Consider the following 15901-nt stretch of genomic DNA (forward strand, 5'->3'; position numbering starts at 1 on the left):
CGTCATTACCGCCAAAAATCTGTCGGTCAGTTGTCAGTACAATGTGTCCCGGTAGCGCTGTTCTGTATAAGACTGCTCTGTCGAAACAACGTCCATTTCTGAGTGATCCCGCACCATTTCATAAAGCGTCGCGACAGGACGTTCAGCCTAGCCATGTATCCGGTTTCCAAAGACCTGAACGCATTGGTGCCTTGCCACAATGCGTGAAAATCTCTTCGGCTTTGACACGAAGTACTGTCTTGGGGCTTCGACCGTTCACCTGGAACTGATCGCAAAGGACAGGGTCTTCAAGGATTTCTGCAACGCCATTTACACGCAGTGTCTCGGACACCGAAGGGATCATGAACAACAAAGCAACCTTGGGATGGGTCAGAATGTTCATAAGCCCATCAATTCGATTGTTTCCGGGACGGTCCGGAATCAAAAGCGTTTTATCAGATTCAACTTTGACAAAGCCCGCCGGGTCACCCTTTGGAGAGACGTCAAGATTTGTTCCATCCGAGGTCGCCAAAATTAAGAAGGACGCGTGTGAAATAAAGTCTCGGCAGTGGTGATCAAAATGAAAAACAACTTTTGCAGCCGCATGCGGAGATGCGTCACCGTATACCTCTCTGAGCCTTTCAGGTGTCAAAAATCTACTCCGTAATTAGGTTTCACAATCTCTCAAATCAATTTGGTGCGTGCATTGGCTATGTGGTCAGGAGTTTCCGATTTAATGCTCTATCGATTTGACAACCACACCGCCTCAACCCGTCGATTTGCTTCACGCCCTTCTGGCGTTTCGTTCGAGGTCAGAGGTGAAAGATATCCGACACCCCCAGTCTCCAACCTGTCTGCGGACACATCAAACTCTTCCACAAGCCTGTTCTTCACCGCATCAGCTCGCCGTTTGCTGAGGGAAACATTTTTTTCCAATTGCCCTATGTTGTCAGTGTGCCCGACCAGCGCCACTCGCCGAGTGTCATCCGTTTTCATCCATGCTGCCAGATCAGCAAGGGACGTATACGGGCCAATGCCCAGTGCATCGGAACCAGTCTCAAACTCAAGATCATTCAGCACGGTATGACCATACTGCTCCAAGATATTGATCGGGTCGGTCTCCGGAACACCTAGACGAGTTGAGTTTTGAGGGGCCAGAGCAGGCCCCACATCGACCGGCACGACTGATATTATCTGCAGATATGCGTCTGGTGGGTTGCGGCTCACCAAAATGCTTAGTGCTTCCTGCCCTCGAACAGCCGACAAAAACCTATAGTCTCTCAGCGACACATACATGTCCGGTGATGGGACCACTTCGGTGCCAAAACGAAAGTCAAAACCGCCACAAGTTTCATCGACGCAGTCCAGCACAATATCGTAGCCATGGTCAGATACCTGATCCCGCAACGATGAAAACACTTGAAGTGTCGTCTTGGAGCCAACTCCAGATCGCCACGTTCTCTTTGTGACGCGCCCCTCGAACTTTTTTGCCGGTACCTCGGAACCGTTCCAAACTGCAATCGGTAATTCGTAACTATCCAAAGGATAATCCCGATCTGTCAACTGACGGGCTTCGGGCGGTAAGTTCAACTCCTGCGCCGCGGCAGGCAATGCCGCGAATGCGGCGCAGAGAGCAAGGGTTCGGATCATCTGAACTGACTGTGATACTCATCGTTGGGCACCATGGCAGTGGCGCTGGCCACGCGATTGGACATGTTGAAGAACCCGATCACATTGGCCAAATCCCAAATATCGCGATCAGAAAGCCCGACATCGCGCAACACCTGGCGGTCGGCCTCTTCTGTTTTGGCGCTTGCGGTGGTGACCTTTTCGGCAAAATCCAACATCGCCCGCTGGCGCGCATCCAGAGGCGCGACACGGTAGTTCATCACCAGCATCTCACCCAGTTTAGGATCGCCCGACAGCTGCCGCACAGCCGCGCCATGAGCAACCAGGCAATAGAAGCACTTGTTGATTGACGAGACCACAACGGCGACCATCTCGCGTTCCAGCTTGCTTAGCCCGCTGGGGGCCAGCATCAGGTCGTTATACATATTGGTAAAGGCGTTCAGCTTGTCGATATCAAAGGCGTTGGCCTTTAGCACGTTGGGCACCATGCCCAGCTTTTCCACACAGATGTCAAAATAGCGCTGCGTCTCTTCGGGCAGCGGGTCGACCATGGGCAGGTCCAAGGCGGTGGGTTGGGTGTCTTTGGTCACGTTTGTCTCTCTCCCCTAGACAAGATGGCGGTAATGATAGGCGCTGACCGGTTGCATTCCCAGCGAACGATAGAGCGCATTGGCCCCTTCATTCGCATCTGTGCACATAACACTCAAAGTGTCAGCGCCGTTTTTCAAAGCCCAGAAGGCCACGCCACGCATCGCCCATTTGCCAAGTCCCTGTTTGCGCTGGAACGGCACGATCTCGACGGCGTGGACCATGGCTACATCGTTATGTATCGCGGCATAGGCAGCCCCACCGGGCTTGTCATTGTAGCGCATCAGGATGCCCGTCTTGGGGCCTTTGGCGCGCTCCATTACTGCAAGCCGCGCTGGTCCGATGCCACCGGCGGCCCAGATCTCGCGCATGATCGCCAGGGGCTCCCAGATGGTGAAGACGGTGACCCGAGGAATCGCCAAATCGGTCAACTGTTCCACCGGACAGGAATAGATCGTGACAGCATCAACAACCTGATATCCGCGCGCGTCCAATTGCGCGTCCAATGCCTCGTCCCCGGGGCGGATCATGAATATCTGTTTTTGCCCAAGGTCGCGCATCGCGGCCTCAACGGTTTCAATCTCAGCTTCGGTGACTGGGCCATCGGCCGTGGCCGCCGAGACGCGACTGCCACCGCCCTGCCCTTCACGCAAGATAAAGGGCCCAACCACGTGACGGGCAGCAGCTGGCCAGGTCTGGTCGATGACGTCAAACCAGTTCACGCTCATAGCTCCAGCTCCCGCGCCAGACGGGTAACGGCGGCGTCTATGAGTGCTCCGTCAGTTCCGCGCACCACGACATTCGCGCCGAACACGCCATCCTTTTGAAACGGATAACAGCCAATCGACAGATCCGCGAAATCCTCGGCCAAAGTCGACAGGGTCGAGGCGATGTCGCCCTCGCCACGATTGACCCGCAGGGTTTGCGACAAAAGCGGTGCTCCACCGGTCAAAGTGGGCAGGATGCTGGCCACCATGGCGCGGAATACGCTCGGAACACCTGCCATTACGTGGACATTCTCCAAGGTAAATCCGGGCGCGGTCGAGACCGGGTTTTCGATCAGAACGGCGTCATCAGGAATACGCGCCATGCGTAGGCGGGCCTCGTTCAATTCCAGCCCCGTCGCCTTATAGTGCGCTTCGAGCAGCGCCCGCGCGTCAGGTCGCACATCGATATGTTTACCAAAGGCCCGCGCGATGCAGTCGGCGGTGATATCGTCATGCGTAGGGCCGATGCCGCCGCTGGTGAACACATGGTCATTGGCTGCCGACAGCGCCCTGACCGCCTGTTCAATGGCAGTTGCATCGTCGCTGACAATGCGGACCTCGCACAGGTCGATACCGTGTTTCGTCAGTTCCCCTGCCAGGTGAAACATGTTGGCATCCCGGGTTCGCCCCGAAAGGATCTCATCCCCGATGACAAGCATGGCAGCCTTTGGGTTCGACATGGGTCGGCCTCCTGTGAAACGCGATTGCAAGATATCTGTCCTGCCCTGCCCCGCAAGGCAGAAAGCGCCCTAAGGCGCAGGTGTCGCAGATATCAGTTCGAAAAGAGCCATATCGTGCCCTTGATAAGATCGAACCAACGCTGACGGATGGGTCGACAGATTCCACCCCATCGGTCGCATCGATCAGGCACAGGATGTGGCCAAAACGGTTGTGCTCCTGCTTCCGGGCCAGGCGACTTGGGTGACCGGAGCAATCTCGAACGTCGACGGGGGTGTCATGGCCGGGGTGGCCTGATCCCTCTTTTCCCACGGGCGGGGCTGCGCTAGGCAGGGGCATGCACTTCCCCACGCCCCTGATCCCCGCCCGCCTAGTCCGACGCTACAAACGTTTTCTCGCCGACTGCACGCTAGACGACGGGCGCGAGGTGACAGCCCATTGCGCCAACCCCGGCTCGATGATGGGATTGGCGGAATCGGGGTCGAAAATTTGGCTGGAACCAAATGATGATCCCAAGAAGAAGCTGAAATTCGGCTGGCGGCTGGTCGATCACGAGAACGGTCATTTCACTGGCGTGGACACATCAATCCCTAACCGTGCCCTGCGCGCTACTTTGGAAGCGCGCGAAATTCCCGACCTCGCCGCTTATGACACCGTCCGGTCCGAGGTGAAGTATGGCGAGAAGAGCCGTATCGATTTTCTGCTGTCAGGCCCGGGGTTGCCGGATGCATATGTGGAGGTCAAAAGCGTCACTCTATCGCGCCAACCGGGGCTGGCGGAATTTCCCGACAGTGTCACTGCACGGGGCACCAAGCACCTGAACGAGCTATCCGCGATGGTCGAACAAGGCCACCGCGCCATCATGTTGTACCTGGTGCAACGCACCGATTGTGACCGCTTTGCCCTGGCTGCAGACATTGATCCAGCCTATGCGGAAGCCTTTGATATGGCAAGGGAAAACGGCGTCGAGCGTCTGATTTACGCGACACAGATTTGCCCTGAAGGGATCACGGTTGATACTTCTAAACCCCTGCAACCGGCTGGGCAGTCATGAATATAGAAATCGTCGATCTGACCCCAGACTTGATCCCGCAAGCGGCCGAGATGTGGCACGCAGGCTGGCATGATGCCCATGCTAGCATTGTGCCAATTGATCTGACCGCGCTGCGCACTTTGACCAGTTTTTCTGAGCGTCTGGAGAAATACGCGCCCACGACCCGCATTGCCGTATGCGAAGGTCGGGTGCTGGGTCTTTGCGTGATCCTGCAGGATGAGATCAACCAGATGTATGTCACGGCCCAGGCGCGCGGCACGGGGTTGGCCGCGGATTTGATCCGGGACGGCGAGCATCACATTCGCGCGGACGGGCACACAACCGCTTGGCTGGCTTGCTCCGTTGGAAACACGCGCGCCGCGCGGTTCTATGAAAAATGTGGCTGGGTGAATGCCTGCACGGAAACCCTGCGTTTTGAAACACAGACCGGTCCATACCCGCTGGAAATCTGGCGGTTCGAAAAGCACTTGGCCTGAACCGCCAGAATCGCGCCCATCAAGGAACGCTCAGAGGTTTAACCAAAAACGTAAAAGCACAGCTTGTTGCCGTCGGGGTCGCGCGCATAAGCACCGTAGAAGCGATCTGGCACACGTTGGCCCGGCTCGCCCTCGCAGGTGGCGCCCAGGCTGATCGCACGATCATAAAGCGCTTTGGCCTCATCCTTGCTGTCGGCGGGAAATGCAATCATGGAGCCATTGCCGCTGTCGCAGTCTCCGCCATCATAAGGCGTGCAAACCGCCAACATCGGTGCCGCGGGGTTTGCCCCGATAAAGGCAATGCGGCCCACGTCGATCATGACCTGAGCACCTTTGTCGGCAAACAGCTCTGTGTAAAAGCTCTTGGCGCGCTCCATATCCGACACGCCGATTGTGACATAACCGATCATCTGATTGTCCTGTTCTGTTGGGGTTCATGGTTGCGCCGAACGCTCGGCCAACCCTTCGACATTATCAAATCACGAAAGCGGCATTGCCACCGCTGCGACCAACGACCTTGCGTTCCATGACGGTATGCCCCTGAAAACCACCCCTTCAACACCCTCTGGCCCTTTCTGCACAAGCAGATTAAATAGAACGCAAGCGTGCAACCAATGGAGCCCCGCGTTGATGAAAGAACATCGTGGCCGCCTGACCAAGGACGGCATCCGCATTTATGAACAAGGTGACTTTGCCTAAGCATGCACGCGGCAGGGGCGCTTGCGGCGCAGATTCTGGATGACATCGCGCAGCATGTGTTCCCGGGCCAGACCACGGGTGCCCTTGACGGCATGATCACCCAGATGGTCGAGGATGCTGGCGCCACATCGGCCACCATCGGCTATAAGGGCTATCAGCACGCCAGCTGCATCAGCGTGAACCACGTTGTGTGTCATGGCATTCCCGGTGACAAGCGGCTCAAAGAAGGTGATATCCTGAACATCGACGTGACTGTCATTGTCGATGGCTGGTTTGGCGACACCTCGCGGATGTATGTGGCAGGCAGGCTGCCGCGCAAGGCTGAGCGTTTGATTCAGGTGACCCATGATGCGCTGTTCAAAGGCATCGAGATGGTCAAACCCGGCAACACGTTCGGCGACATTGGCCACGCCATTCAGGCCTATGTCGAGGCACACCGCATGAGCGTTGTTCGCGATTTCTGCGGTCACGGGTTGGGACAGGTTTTCCACGCCCCGCCCAATGTCCTGCACTATGGCCGCCCCGGCACCGGCGCGGTTCTGGAAGAGGGCATGTTCTTCACGATCGAACCGATGGTGAACCTGGGACGCCCCGAGACCAAAACGCTGGCCGATGACTGGACTGCCGTAACCCGTGACAAGTCACTGTCAGCGCAGTTCGAACATTCCGTAGGTGTAACCTCAGACGGGGTCGAAATCTTTACCCTGTCACCGGGTGACAAGTTCCACCCCACTTACTGATCGGTTTCCTTGTTCTGCTGGCTCTGCCAAAGCGCCAGCAGCAAGGTCGTCTCGCCCACAGGCGTCACCGCATCCTGGATGAATACAGGCGACCGCCGCGGCTTGCGCTGTGGGCCTGTTGTGTCTTTCGTGCGTTCAATCGGCTCCCAAAGGCCGGATGTCATCATGCGGTCCATGGGCGCAATTTAGCACGCCTGCATCAAAGCTCCAAAAGCGTTGGCAATTCGGCCATGTCGTGAAACACCTCTGCGCCATGTGCCGCCAATCGGGCACCGTCATCGTGCTCTGCGTAGCCAAAGCACCGCATCCCCGCGCGCTGTGCTGCCAAAGCTCCGCTTGGGCTGTCTTCGATCACAGCTGGTGATTGGGCACCAAAGTGCTTTGCAGCCGCCAGGAACAAGTCTGGCTCTGGCTTGCCGACCCCCAACTCGTGGGCTGAAAACATGGCCGGTTCGAATCGATCCCACAAGCCATTCTGCCCGAGCGTGATCTTCATCTTCTCTCGACTGCCGTTCGAGGCGACGCAGTACGGAATATTCAGTGCATTGAGGCGGGCCAGCACATCAGGGATGCCCCGAACAAGCGGCACGCCAGCCCTCAGCCCCGCGTAGGTTTCGGCGTAAACCTCATCAATCCAACCTTCGGGCAGGTCGGCCCCCATATCGCGGGCCATGTCCCTGACACCCTGCATGGTTCCACCAACGAAATGCCCCATGCATTCTTTCAGGGTAAGTGTCAGGCCATAGCGAGCCAGATTGTCGACAAGCACCTGGTTCGATACCACTTCGCTGTCGACGAGCACGCCGTCGCAATCAAAAACCACCAGATCAAACATGTCTCTGCCCCAAATCGCGTTTTCCGACAGGAGTATCGGTCAATGTCGGGGGGATCAAATGCAGGCTCGGCGACGCCCCGCCCGCATCATTTCAGTCTGAAACAGAGCGCCACAGAAGCGTCACATGCGTATCGCCATACTTACGCCGGTCGTGCAGTTCGAACCCTTGAGGAACCTCCATCGGCTGGCTTTCTTCCCAGACGATCAAGGCATCGTCTGCGATCCAGCCGCCCTGCACCGTCAAATCCAAAGCCTTTTGCCCCAAGTCCTTGCCGTAAGGCGGATCGAGGAAAACCAGATCATAGGTCGCATCCGGGTTTGGTCCCAGCCGCGTGGCATCGCGGCGGATCAGGGTGGTGCGGTCTTTGGCTCGGGTCAGGTCGATATTCTTGCGGATCAGCCCCTGCGCTACGCGCCCGTCATCGACAAAGCTGACATGCGCGGCGCCACGCGACAACGCCTCAAGCCCAAGAGCGCCAGTTCCGGCAAAAAGATCCAGCACCCGCGCGTCAGGAATGGCCCCGGTGTGCATCAGAACGTTGAACAGGCTTTCACGAACCCGGTCGGTTGTGGGACGCAGATGGGCACCTGCATCCCCCTTGCCAACCGAGGCCAAAGCACGCCCCCGGAACTCTCCGGCGATGATCCTCACGCTTTGAGGAGCGGCTTCAGATCCGCCTCAGGATCACCCACGATCGCTGGATCAGCGGATTTGCCGCCATCAATCAGACGTTTACCCACCATATAGGCACGCGGGTCGTTCATCGCGTCCACGGCCAGCAATTGCTCGCCTTTGTAGTACCAGAACGACGTTGTAAGCCCCTCACCTTTGCGGGTCACAACGCGGTCAAAGCCGGTGTTCAGACCCGCTATCTGCAGCTTGACGTCATACTGATCCGACCAGAACCAAGGCGTCGCGACATAGTCCTTGTCGGCACCCATCATGTTTTGAGCCACAACCTCGGCCTGATCAATGGCGTTGGGAACGCTTTCCAGGCGGATACGCTCGCCTTTGTAGGGGAAAGACGCACAGTCACCGGCCGCCCAGATCGATGGATCAGACGTGCGCCCATGGGCGTCGGTCTTTATGCCATTGTCCAGTTCCACACCGGCCATTTCGGCCAATTGGATCGCGGGGGTGATGCCCACGCCCACTACGGCGAAGTCGATTTCCAGCTCGGCGCCATCAGTCAGCACAGCACCTGTCACCTTGCCATCTGTGCCGACAAGATGGTCCAAACCCACACCTTCGCGGATGTCGGCCCCGTGGCTGCAGTGCAGGTTGCGGAAATAATCACTGGTTTCAGGCGCCGCCACGCGCTGCAGAATACGTTCGGCCATTTCGACCAGCGTCACCTGTACACCGCGCTTGGCACAGACGGCAGCCGCCTCAAGCCCGATGTAACCACCGCCGATGATCAAAGCACGCGCGCCGTCCTTGAACTCCGGTGCCATTGCATCCGCATCGGCCAAATCCCGAACCAGAAATACATTGTCCAGATCACCACCGATCTTGGCAGGCAGGCGGCGCGGATCAGACCCAGTGGTCAAGGCCAGTTGATCATAAGCGATCACCTCATCACCTACAGTCACGGTCTTGGCCGCCGCATCAATCGCCGTCACACGGCTGCCCAGCATTACGGTGATGTTCTGCTCTTCGTAGAAGGACGCAGGCCGCAGGAACAGACGTTCCAACTCCATGTCACCCAGCAGGTATGCTTTGGACAGTGGCGGGCGCTGATACGGCAGAACCGGCTCGGCCCCGATCAAGGTGATCTCGCCCTCGAACCCGTCTTTGCGCAGTTTTGCTACTAGAGACGATCCTGCCTGCCCCGCTCCGATCACGACGATATGGCTCATTTTCTTCCTGCCTCACTAAAAAATGATGGTCACCTGTCGGCCAACAGCTATATGCCGAAGGGCATAGAACCGCAAATCCAACAACGAGGTATCAAGTTATGATTGCAGTTGGCGAACAAATCCCCGACGCCACAGTGACGTTTATGGGCGCTGAAGGCCCCGAACAGACAAACATCGCAGACAAGACCAAAGGCCGCAAAGTTGTGATTTTTGCAGTGCCCGGTGCCTTCACCCCAACCTGCCATTCGGCCCATGTTCCCAGCTTCATCCGCACCAAGGATCAGTTCGCAGCTAAGGGTGTGGACGAGATCATTTGCGTGTCTGTCAACGACCCTTTTGTGATGTCTGCCTGGGGCGAAGCGACAGGTGCTTCCGCAGCCGGTTTGACCATGATTGCTGATGCAGAATGCACTTTCACCGATGCCATCGGTGCACGTTTTGACGCCCCGCCTGCTGGTTTGATTGCCCGTTCGATCCGTTACGCGATGCTGGTTGAAGACGGCAAGGTTACAGCCGTGAACGTCGAAGAAAACCCCGGCATGTGCGAGCTGTCCGCAGGCGAAGGTCTGCTGGACGTTATCTGAGCTTTTTCACCCCGAAGCCGCTGGTTTCGGGGTGTTTTTCTGTCTCAAATATTATTGTCATTTATGACAAGCAAAAATCCGCCGATGGTAAGTGCAAGTTCGTAAATTCACGTCCGTCGGCGGGGCCTTAAACGCAATCGATTCGCCTCACAGCAACGAATCCATCTTGCGTGCCAGTTTGGCGTCCAAAGCCGACAGCCCGTCCACGTCATGGGTGCTCAACACAACTTCGACCGTGCGATAGACGTTGCTCCATTCCGGATGGTGGTTCCATTTCTCGGCCCAGATCGCCACGCGGGTCATCCAGCCAAAAGCCTCGACAAAATTGTCGAAGATGAATGTCTTGGTGATCGCATCCCGACCCTCGACCATGGTCCAGCCATTGTCGAACAGCGGGCTTAATAGCGGGCCGCGTGTGGCATCTGACAGTTTCTCGGTCATTGCTGTTCCTCCACATCCACCTTTTTGAAAGGGCCGTACTCCGTCAACAGCTCGATCTCTTGGTCAATTGCCTCGCGTTCTGCCTCTAAATACCTGGCGATGGCATCGGCAAAGCCGGGGTCTCCAACCCAATGCAGACTGTGGGTTTGTGTGGGCATGTACCCGCGCGCCAGCTTGTGTTCACCTTGAGCACCCGCCTCGACACGCTTCAACCCTTTTGAGATCGCAATGTCGATTGCCTGATAGTAGCACAGTTCAAAGTGCAGACAGGGATGATGTTCGATGCAGCCCCAGTATCGTCCAAAAAGCGTCTCGCGACCGATGAAATTCAACGCCCCTGCCACATAGGCCCCGTTCCTTTCTGCGAGCACCAGTGCCATGTCATCGGGCATCGTTTCATGAGCGATCTCAAAGAATTGCCTCGTCAGATACGGAGAGCCCCATTTGCGGGCTCCGGTGTCCTGATAGAACATCCAAAAGGCATCCCAATGCTCCGGCCTTAACGCATCGCCGGAAAACGTATGGATACGGCCGCCAAATTCATTGGCCTGCCTACGCTCCTTGCGCAGTGTTTTGCGCTTGCGCGAAGACAAGGCTGTAAGGAACCCGTCGAAATTTTCATAACCATCATTCAGCCAATGAAATTGCTGCGTTGTGCGGTGCATCAAACCCATCTCGCGACCAATCCCGGCTTCGTCCTCGGTACAAAATGTGACATGCACGGTCGAAACATTGTTGTCCGCTGCCAGTTGCACCATCCCCTGCACCAACGCCGATTGCCCAATCCCCTCGTATCCTGGACGAACCAGAAATCGTCGGCCTGTCGCCGGGGTAAAGGGCACGGCGACCTGAAGTTTCGGATAATACCGTCCCCCGGCACGCTCATAGGCATGCGCCCAGTTGTGATCGAAAATGTATTCGCCCTGACTGTGCGACTTGGCATACAGCGGCGCGGCACCAATTAGCATACCGTCCAAGTAGGCGGTAAGATACTGAGGCTGCCATCCAGAACCAGGTCCGACCGATCCGCTATCTTCCAGCGCGCTCAAAAACCTATGGGTTGTGAACGGGTCCAAAGGACGACCACCATCCTCCGCCTCGGGGCAGGCGCAGGCATCCCAGTCCCGCGAGGATATCTGCGACAGAGAATTCAGAACCTGAATTTCGATTTGCGCCTGATCCATCCTACCTCCAACCTTGACCCATTATCTGTGGTCCAATGCGCACGGATCAAGCGGGGTGTTGAGCCAAGTACCCCTCAAAAGTCACATTCTCGGCGACCATTCGGGCTCGTTTCTCCTGCTCAGGAGATTTGACAGTCCAACATAGGATACGTGCTCCTGCTTGTTTGAGGTCTGCGACCCGAGGCCGATCCAAATCCTGAACCTCATGGCTGATGAAACACGATTGCGTGCGATCGAAATCCGGTATTCCTCGTAAGTGATCGCATACGGCTTTGGACAGTGGCCATTCCGACGGCTCATAGGCGCTGGTGACAATCCCGCGGGGCACGTCAGGCGCCAACTCCGCCATCATGGCGACGCTGTTGGGATTGAATGACATGAGTGCAACTGGCCCCGCATACCCATCAAGCGCCTGAACCGTTGCCCTTTCAAGTGGCCCGATCGCCGTGCCCATTGCCCCGTCCTGGTCCTTTAATTCGATCAGAAGCGGCACTTGACCTCTGACCAGTGACAAAACCTCTTTCAGCGTCGGAATGCCTTCGCCATCTCCTCCGCTCAGGGCCGTGGCTTGCGCGTCCTTGGCAGATACCAACTGAATCGCACCTTCTCGTCCAGTCAGGCGGCCCATGTCATAGTCATGGAACACCATTGCCTGATCGTCAGAGGTCAACTGCAGATCAATTTCTATCCCGAAACCATTGGCAATTGCCGCACAGATGGCCGCCCTGCTGTTCTCGGGGCGGCCGTCCGTCACATCATGCAAGGCACGATGGGCAAGGGGTGCCTCTAGAAAGGCGCGGGGCAGCTGCGGGATCATTTGATCTGAAAAAAGCCTTCGATCTCGACCGCAACACCCAAGGGCAAGGCTGCTGCACTAACGGCCGAGCGCGAGTGGCGACCGGCGTCGCCCAACGCTTCGACCATAAAATCGGACGCCCCGTTAATAACTTGCGGTTGGGCCGTGAAATCGGCGGTCGAGTTTACGAACCCGGTCAACTTCACGACACGCACCAAACGGTCCAGATCGCCACCACAGGCGGCTTTGACTTGAGCCAACAGATTGATGGCGCAGCGGCGCGCGGCGGCGGCACCTGCTTCGACATCCATATCGTCGCCCAGTTTGCCCAAAATGAGACCGTTTTCGTCATTGGAAATCTGGCCTGATATATAAACCATATCTCCCACCTGCACATAAGGTACATAGTTTGCCGCCGGTGCCGGAGCGTCCGGCAGCGTGATGCCCATGCTTTCAAGTTTTGCTTCGATGCTCATGGCGTGCGCCCTCCCGAAATCAGTTGTCGGGCGGACGCTAGCCGGGATCGTGAGTTACGAAAAGCCTGAAACTCAGGTTTCGCGGAAAGCTTTGGTGAAATAGTCCGCTAGCGGCTTGACCAAGTAGTAGATTGGAGATTGATCCTCTGTGCGGATAAATGCCTCGACCGGCATACCGGGGATCAGAACTGTACGCTCGGGTAGTTTGTCCTGTTCCCCTTCGTCCAATTCGATCTCGGCCCGATAAAACGACAGTTGCGTAGTATCGTCTTCGAACGCATCAGCCGAAATTTGCGTCACCGTTCCGATCAGCTCTGGTGTCTCTCTTTGATCCAATGCCGAGAACCTCAAGGTTACCGGCTGCCCAACATAGATCTGATCAATGTGAATCGGCTCTACCCGCGCTGCGATTACCAATGGGCGATCCTGGGGTACCAGAAACAGAACAGGATCCGCCGGGCGGATCACTGACCGGGGCGTATGAACCTGAAGCCCATAGACGATGCCTCCAACCGGGGCCTTAATCTCAAGACGGGCAAGTTGTTCCAGCAATGAACGGCGTTGTTCGGCCAGTTCCAACTCGCGGTATCGCAAGTCGCGCAGACGAGTGATTGCCTCTTCTCGCTGCGCAGTGCTGAGTTTGAGGATCTCTATGTCGATCTCGGTCACGCGGCCTTGCGCCTGTGCCTCGCTTGCAACCAATTCACCCAAGGTGCCTTCAAGATTGGCCAAGGTGCGTCGTAAACTGAGCACCGTGGCGGCCTGGGCAAGTCCCTTGTCCAATAGTGATTGCTGACTGACCAGTTCCTGCGTGATCAGATCAACCTGAGTACGGGTTGATTTCTGTTGCGCAACTATGCCTTCGATCTGGTTGTCGATCTGAGATCTTCTTTTTCTAGCTGCTCTATTTCGCGCCCAACTGTGGCGCGCCGAGCCCTAAATAGACGCTCTTGTCCTTCAACCAGATCTGCAACTTCCAACCTGACCGAGGCCGCATCCATCAATTCGGGCTCAAAGACGATGTCTTCGGCCTCATCCCGTTCCGCCTCCAAACGGCCGCGCCGAGCCATGAGCTCAAACAATTGCCCTTCGACAATCACCAACTGAGAAGCCAGCAAATTTGAATCCAGCTTGATCAGAGTGGACCCGGCTTCGACGGCGTCCCCCTCGTCAACAAGGATTTCTGCAACGATGCCGCCGTCAAGATGCTGGACAACCTGCCGGTTGCGATCAACTTCGATGCGTCCACTTGCGATGATTGCCCCCGCAATGCTGGACAAGACAGCCCAGGTACCAAAACCGCCGACAAGTATTAACAGGCCGATCATACCGATCATTACAGGCTTGCGTGCAGACCAAGTGTTGTCACTCATCGTACGGCCCCCATTGCAGCTGCCTGTTGGATGTTCTGATGATTGGCTACCCTTTCTTTCAGGACTTGTTCCTTTCCGCCAAAGGCCGCGCGGGTTCCTTGGTCCAACACAAGCAAAGTGTCGCATTCCTGAATAGCAGCTGGTCTATGCGCCATGACCAGAACGGACTTGCCCTGGGATTTCAGCGTCTTGATCGCCCGGTTCAAAGCCAACGATCCGTCACTATCAAGATTGGAGTTCGGTTCGTCCAAGATGACAATCACCGGATCCCCATACAGAGCCCGAGCCAAAGCAACACGTTGCAACTGCCCCCCTGACAATCGCCCCCCACCTGATGAAATGCGCGTATCGTAGCCGTCCGGCAACTGAACAATCATTTCATGAGCTGCGGCCATTTTTGCCGCAGCCACAACCTGATCCGCATCAGGAGCGTTCGACAAGCGCGCAATGTTTTCCGCAATCGTGCCTTCGAACAGTTGCACCCGCTGTGGAAGGTATCCGATGTGACGGCCAAGAATGTCAGGAGCATATTGTTCCAATGCAGCCCCATCCAGCCGGACACTACCACCCGCGGGACGCCAGACACCCGTCAGCGCCCGCGCCAAGGTGGATTTGCCAGACCCTGACGGCCCGATGACCCCCACCGCTTGCCCGGGTTCAACTTCAAATGAAACTGTTTTCAACTGCGCTCGGGTATCACCAGGCGGCACAATCGTTAGCGACTGAACAGACAGCTTAGCCTTTGGCTGGGGCAAACGGGTCTTTTCCTCTTCAGGTGGAACCTTCCCCAAAAGGTCAGCCAGGCTGTGCCAGCCCTTGTTGGCACGCTGCACCATTTGCCACTGGTTGATCACCATTTCGATCGGTGCCAACGCCCGCCCCATCAGGATCGACGCAGCAATCATCGCTCCCGGCGTGATTTCTCCCAACAGCACCAAATACGCGCCCAAGCCAAGCATCGCCGACTGCAAGAACAACCGCAGCGTCTTGGTCAGGGTCGTGAACGTGCCGCCTATGTCGGCAGCCGTGATGGATTCGCTCAACGACACATCTCGGGCTTTCTTCCATCGCTCAAACGCGGCGGTTCGCATGCCCATTGCCTGAATCATCTCCGCTTCCGAGCGGATTTCTTCGGACATCATGGCAGCTCGATTGGTCGAGATGTTCGCTTGCAAAACAGGCTCTCGAGAGAACAGCTGATTGATGAAAGTCAGACAGATCAAAATCGAGCCGCCAACAACGGCCAACAAACCCAGCCACGGATGAAACAGAGTGATGCCTAGCTAAAAAGATCGGGGTCCACGGTGTGTCAAAAAAGGCCGTGAAAACAGGCGACGCCACAAACCTTTGAATCGACTCCAGATCGGACAGACCAGTGCGTGCAGACGGATCATTAGCAATGGCTTCTCTGCGAGATCATCGCGTCGAACACACGTTTGTCCAACCGGCTTTGAAAACGTGCAGCAACGCGGCCCATAATGCGGCCGCGTGTGTAGTCCAGAACACCCATAACGCCGTACAGGAAAACCACCAAAAGAGACAACGCAACAAGGGTCTCTTCGGATCGACTTCCCAGCACCCGGTCGTAGACCTGCAACATATAAAGAGGGCCAGTCAGCATCAGCATGTTGGCAAAAAAACTAAACAAGCCAACGGTCCAGAACAAATGCCTGCTTTGACGGCGCGTTTCGCGCAGTTCTTCGTATCCTGCGTGTAAATTCGTCTTCATATCGTTATCAATT

General features: G+C 56.5%; 18 protein-coding genes and 3 pseudogenes. 5 read left to right on the forward strand and 16 right to left on the reverse strand.

Going from position 1 to position 15901, the window contains the following annotated elements; all coding sequences use genetic code 11:
- Nucleotides 1-142: 142 nt before the first annotated feature.
- The 5 genes from ACZ1HE_RS21320 to ACZ1HE_RS21340 all read right to left on the reverse strand — a co-directional run bounded on the left by ACZ1HE_RS21320 (nt 143) and on the right by ACZ1HE_RS21340 (nt 3643).
- Nucleotides 143-631 carry an MSMEG_1061 family FMN-dependent PPOX-type flavoprotein gene (locus ACZ1HE_RS21320; RefSeq protein ID WP_472624075.1) on the reverse strand — a complete coding sequence of 163 codons (489 nt, stop codon included), beginning with the start codon at nt 629-631 and terminating at the stop codon, nt 143-145.
- Between the two features lie 89 nt (nt 632-720).
- Nucleotides 721-1629 (reverse strand): OmpA family protein, encoded by a 909-nt coding sequence (locus ACZ1HE_RS21325; protein WP_472624077.1) that lies wholly within the window; start codon nt 1627-1629, stop codon nt 721-723.
- Nucleotides 1626-2198 carry a peroxidase-related enzyme gene (locus tag ACZ1HE_RS21330; protein ID WP_472624079.1) on the reverse strand — a complete coding sequence of 191 codons (573 nt, stop codon included), beginning with the start codon at nt 2196-2198 and terminating at the stop codon, nt 1626-1628. The genes ACZ1HE_RS21325 and ACZ1HE_RS21330 overlap by 4 nt, the downstream gene beginning before the upstream one ends.
- Before the next feature lie 15 nt (nt 2199-2213).
- Complete coding sequence (locus ACZ1HE_RS21335; protein WP_472624081.1) at nt 2214-2924, reverse strand: GNAT family N-acetyltransferase; 711 nt, start codon at nt 2922-2924, stop codon at nt 2214-2216.
- The gene (locus ACZ1HE_RS21340) at nt 2921-3643 is read right to left on the reverse strand and encodes a competence/damage-inducible protein A (protein WP_472624083.1); all 723 of its coding nucleotides are present in this window, start codon (nt 3641-3643) and stop codon (nt 2921-2923) included. The genes ACZ1HE_RS21335 and ACZ1HE_RS21340 overlap by 4 nt, the downstream gene beginning before the upstream one ends.
- 196 nt (nt 3644-3839) lie before the next feature.
- Between ACZ1HE_RS21340 and ACZ1HE_RS21345 the strand changes: the two genes are divergently transcribed.
- Genes ACZ1HE_RS21345 through ACZ1HE_RS21355 form a run of 3 tightly spaced genes read left to right on the forward strand, consistent with a single transcriptional unit; the run spans nt 3840 to nt 5171 of the window.
- Nucleotides 3840-3938 carry a hypothetical protein gene (locus tag ACZ1HE_RS21345; RefSeq protein ID WP_472624085.1) on the forward strand — a complete coding sequence of 33 codons (99 nt, stop codon included), beginning with the start codon at nt 3840-3842 and terminating at the stop codon, nt 3936-3938.
- Between the two features lie 40 nt (nt 3939-3978).
- Complete coding sequence (gene sfsA / locus ACZ1HE_RS21350; RefSeq protein WP_472624087.1) at nt 3979-4695, forward strand: DNA/RNA nuclease SfsA; 717 nt, start codon at nt 3979-3981, stop codon at nt 4693-4695.
- Nucleotides 4692-5171: a GNAT family N-acetyltransferase gene (locus ACZ1HE_RS21355; RefSeq protein WP_472624089.1), complete on the forward strand. Its 480-nt coding sequence runs from the start codon at nt 4692-4694 to the stop codon at nt 5169-5171. The genes sfsA and ACZ1HE_RS21355 overlap by 4 nt, the downstream gene beginning before the upstream one ends.
- A 38-nt stretch (nt 5172-5209) precedes the next feature.
- Here ACZ1HE_RS21355 and ACZ1HE_RS21360 read toward each other — a convergent pair whose 3' ends face one another.
- Nucleotides 5210-5581, reverse strand: coding sequence for a VOC family protein (locus ACZ1HE_RS21360; protein WP_472624091.1), 372 nt, complete (start codon nt 5579-5581; stop codon nt 5210-5212).
- Nucleotides 5582-5801: 220 nt separating this feature from the next.
- Here ACZ1HE_RS21360 and map point away from each other — a divergent pair.
- A pseudogene (map, locus tag ACZ1HE_RS21365) lies at nt 5802-6610 on the forward strand (type I methionyl aminopeptidase).
- Here map and ACZ1HE_RS21370 read toward each other — a convergent pair.
- The 4 genes from ACZ1HE_RS21370 to ACZ1HE_RS21385 form a co-directional block, all read right to left on the reverse strand.
- On the reverse strand, nt 6604-6786 hold the full coding sequence (locus ACZ1HE_RS21370; RefSeq protein WP_472624093.1) for a hypothetical protein: 183 nt from the start codon (nt 6784-6786) through the stop codon (nt 6604-6606). The pseudogene map and the gene ACZ1HE_RS21370 overlap by 7 nt on opposite strands.
- A 23-nt stretch (nt 6787-6809) precedes the next feature.
- Nucleotides 6810-7445 carry an HAD family hydrolase gene (locus ACZ1HE_RS21375; RefSeq protein WP_472624095.1) on the reverse strand — a complete coding sequence of 212 codons (636 nt, stop codon included), beginning with the start codon at nt 7443-7445 and terminating at the stop codon, nt 6810-6812.
- Nucleotides 7446-7536: 91 nt separating this feature from the next.
- Nucleotides 7537-8097, reverse strand: a complete 561-nt coding sequence (rsmD, locus tag ACZ1HE_RS21380) for a 16S rRNA (guanine(966)-N(2))-methyltransferase RsmD (RefSeq protein ID WP_472624097.1) — start codon at nt 8095-8097, stop codon at nt 7537-7539.
- A complete protein-coding gene (locus tag ACZ1HE_RS21385) occupies nt 8094-9305 on the reverse strand; it encodes an NAD(P)/FAD-dependent oxidoreductase (protein ID WP_472624099.1) in 1212 nt (403 codons plus the stop codon). Before ACZ1HE_RS21385 ends, rsmD begins: the two co-directional genes overlap by 4 nt.
- Nucleotides 9306-9403: 98 nt before the next feature.
- On the opposite strand from ACZ1HE_RS21385, the gene ACZ1HE_RS21390 reads away from it, so the two are divergent.
- Nucleotides 9404-9889: a redoxin family protein gene (locus ACZ1HE_RS21390; RefSeq protein ID WP_472624101.1), complete on the forward strand. Its 486-nt coding sequence runs from the start codon at nt 9404-9406 to the stop codon at nt 9887-9889.
- 147 nt (nt 9890-10036) lie between these two features.
- Here ACZ1HE_RS21390 and ACZ1HE_RS21395 read toward each other — a convergent pair whose 3' ends face one another.
- From ACZ1HE_RS21395 to ACZ1HE_RS21420, 6 genes and pseudogenes are all read right to left on the reverse strand, one after another.
- Complete coding sequence (locus ACZ1HE_RS21395) at nt 10037-10330, reverse strand: 4a-hydroxytetrahydrobiopterin dehydratase (protein ID WP_461403697.1); 294 nt, start codon at nt 10328-10330, stop codon at nt 10037-10039.
- Nucleotides 10327-11514 carry a GNAT family N-acetyltransferase gene (locus ACZ1HE_RS21400; protein WP_472624103.1) on the reverse strand — a complete coding sequence of 396 codons (1188 nt, stop codon included), beginning with the start codon at nt 11512-11514 and terminating at the stop codon, nt 10327-10329. The genes ACZ1HE_RS21395 and ACZ1HE_RS21400 overlap by 4 nt, the downstream gene beginning before the upstream one ends.
- A gap of 46 nt (nt 11515-11560) precedes the next feature.
- Nucleotides 11561-12331, reverse strand: coding sequence for a glycerophosphodiester phosphodiesterase family protein (locus ACZ1HE_RS21405; RefSeq protein WP_472624105.1), 771 nt, complete (start codon nt 12329-12331; stop codon nt 11561-11563).
- On the reverse strand, nt 12328-12786 hold the full coding sequence (locus tag ACZ1HE_RS21410) for a RidA family protein (RefSeq protein ID WP_472624107.1): 459 nt from the start codon (nt 12784-12786) through the stop codon (nt 12328-12330). The genes ACZ1HE_RS21405 and ACZ1HE_RS21410 overlap by 4 nt, the downstream gene beginning before the upstream one ends.
- Before the next feature lie 72 nt (nt 12787-12858).
- Nucleotides 12859-14159, reverse strand: a pseudogene (locus ACZ1HE_RS21415) (HlyD family type I secretion periplasmic adaptor subunit).
- Nucleotides 14156-15888 (reverse strand): annotated as a pseudogene (locus ACZ1HE_RS21420) (type I secretion system permease/ATPase). The pseudogenes ACZ1HE_RS21415 and ACZ1HE_RS21420 overlap by 4 nt, the downstream one beginning before the upstream one ends.
- Between the last annotated feature and the right edge of the window lie 13 nt (nt 15889-15901).

The organism is Falsiruegeria sp. JB4-1 (genome assembly GCF_055693495.1).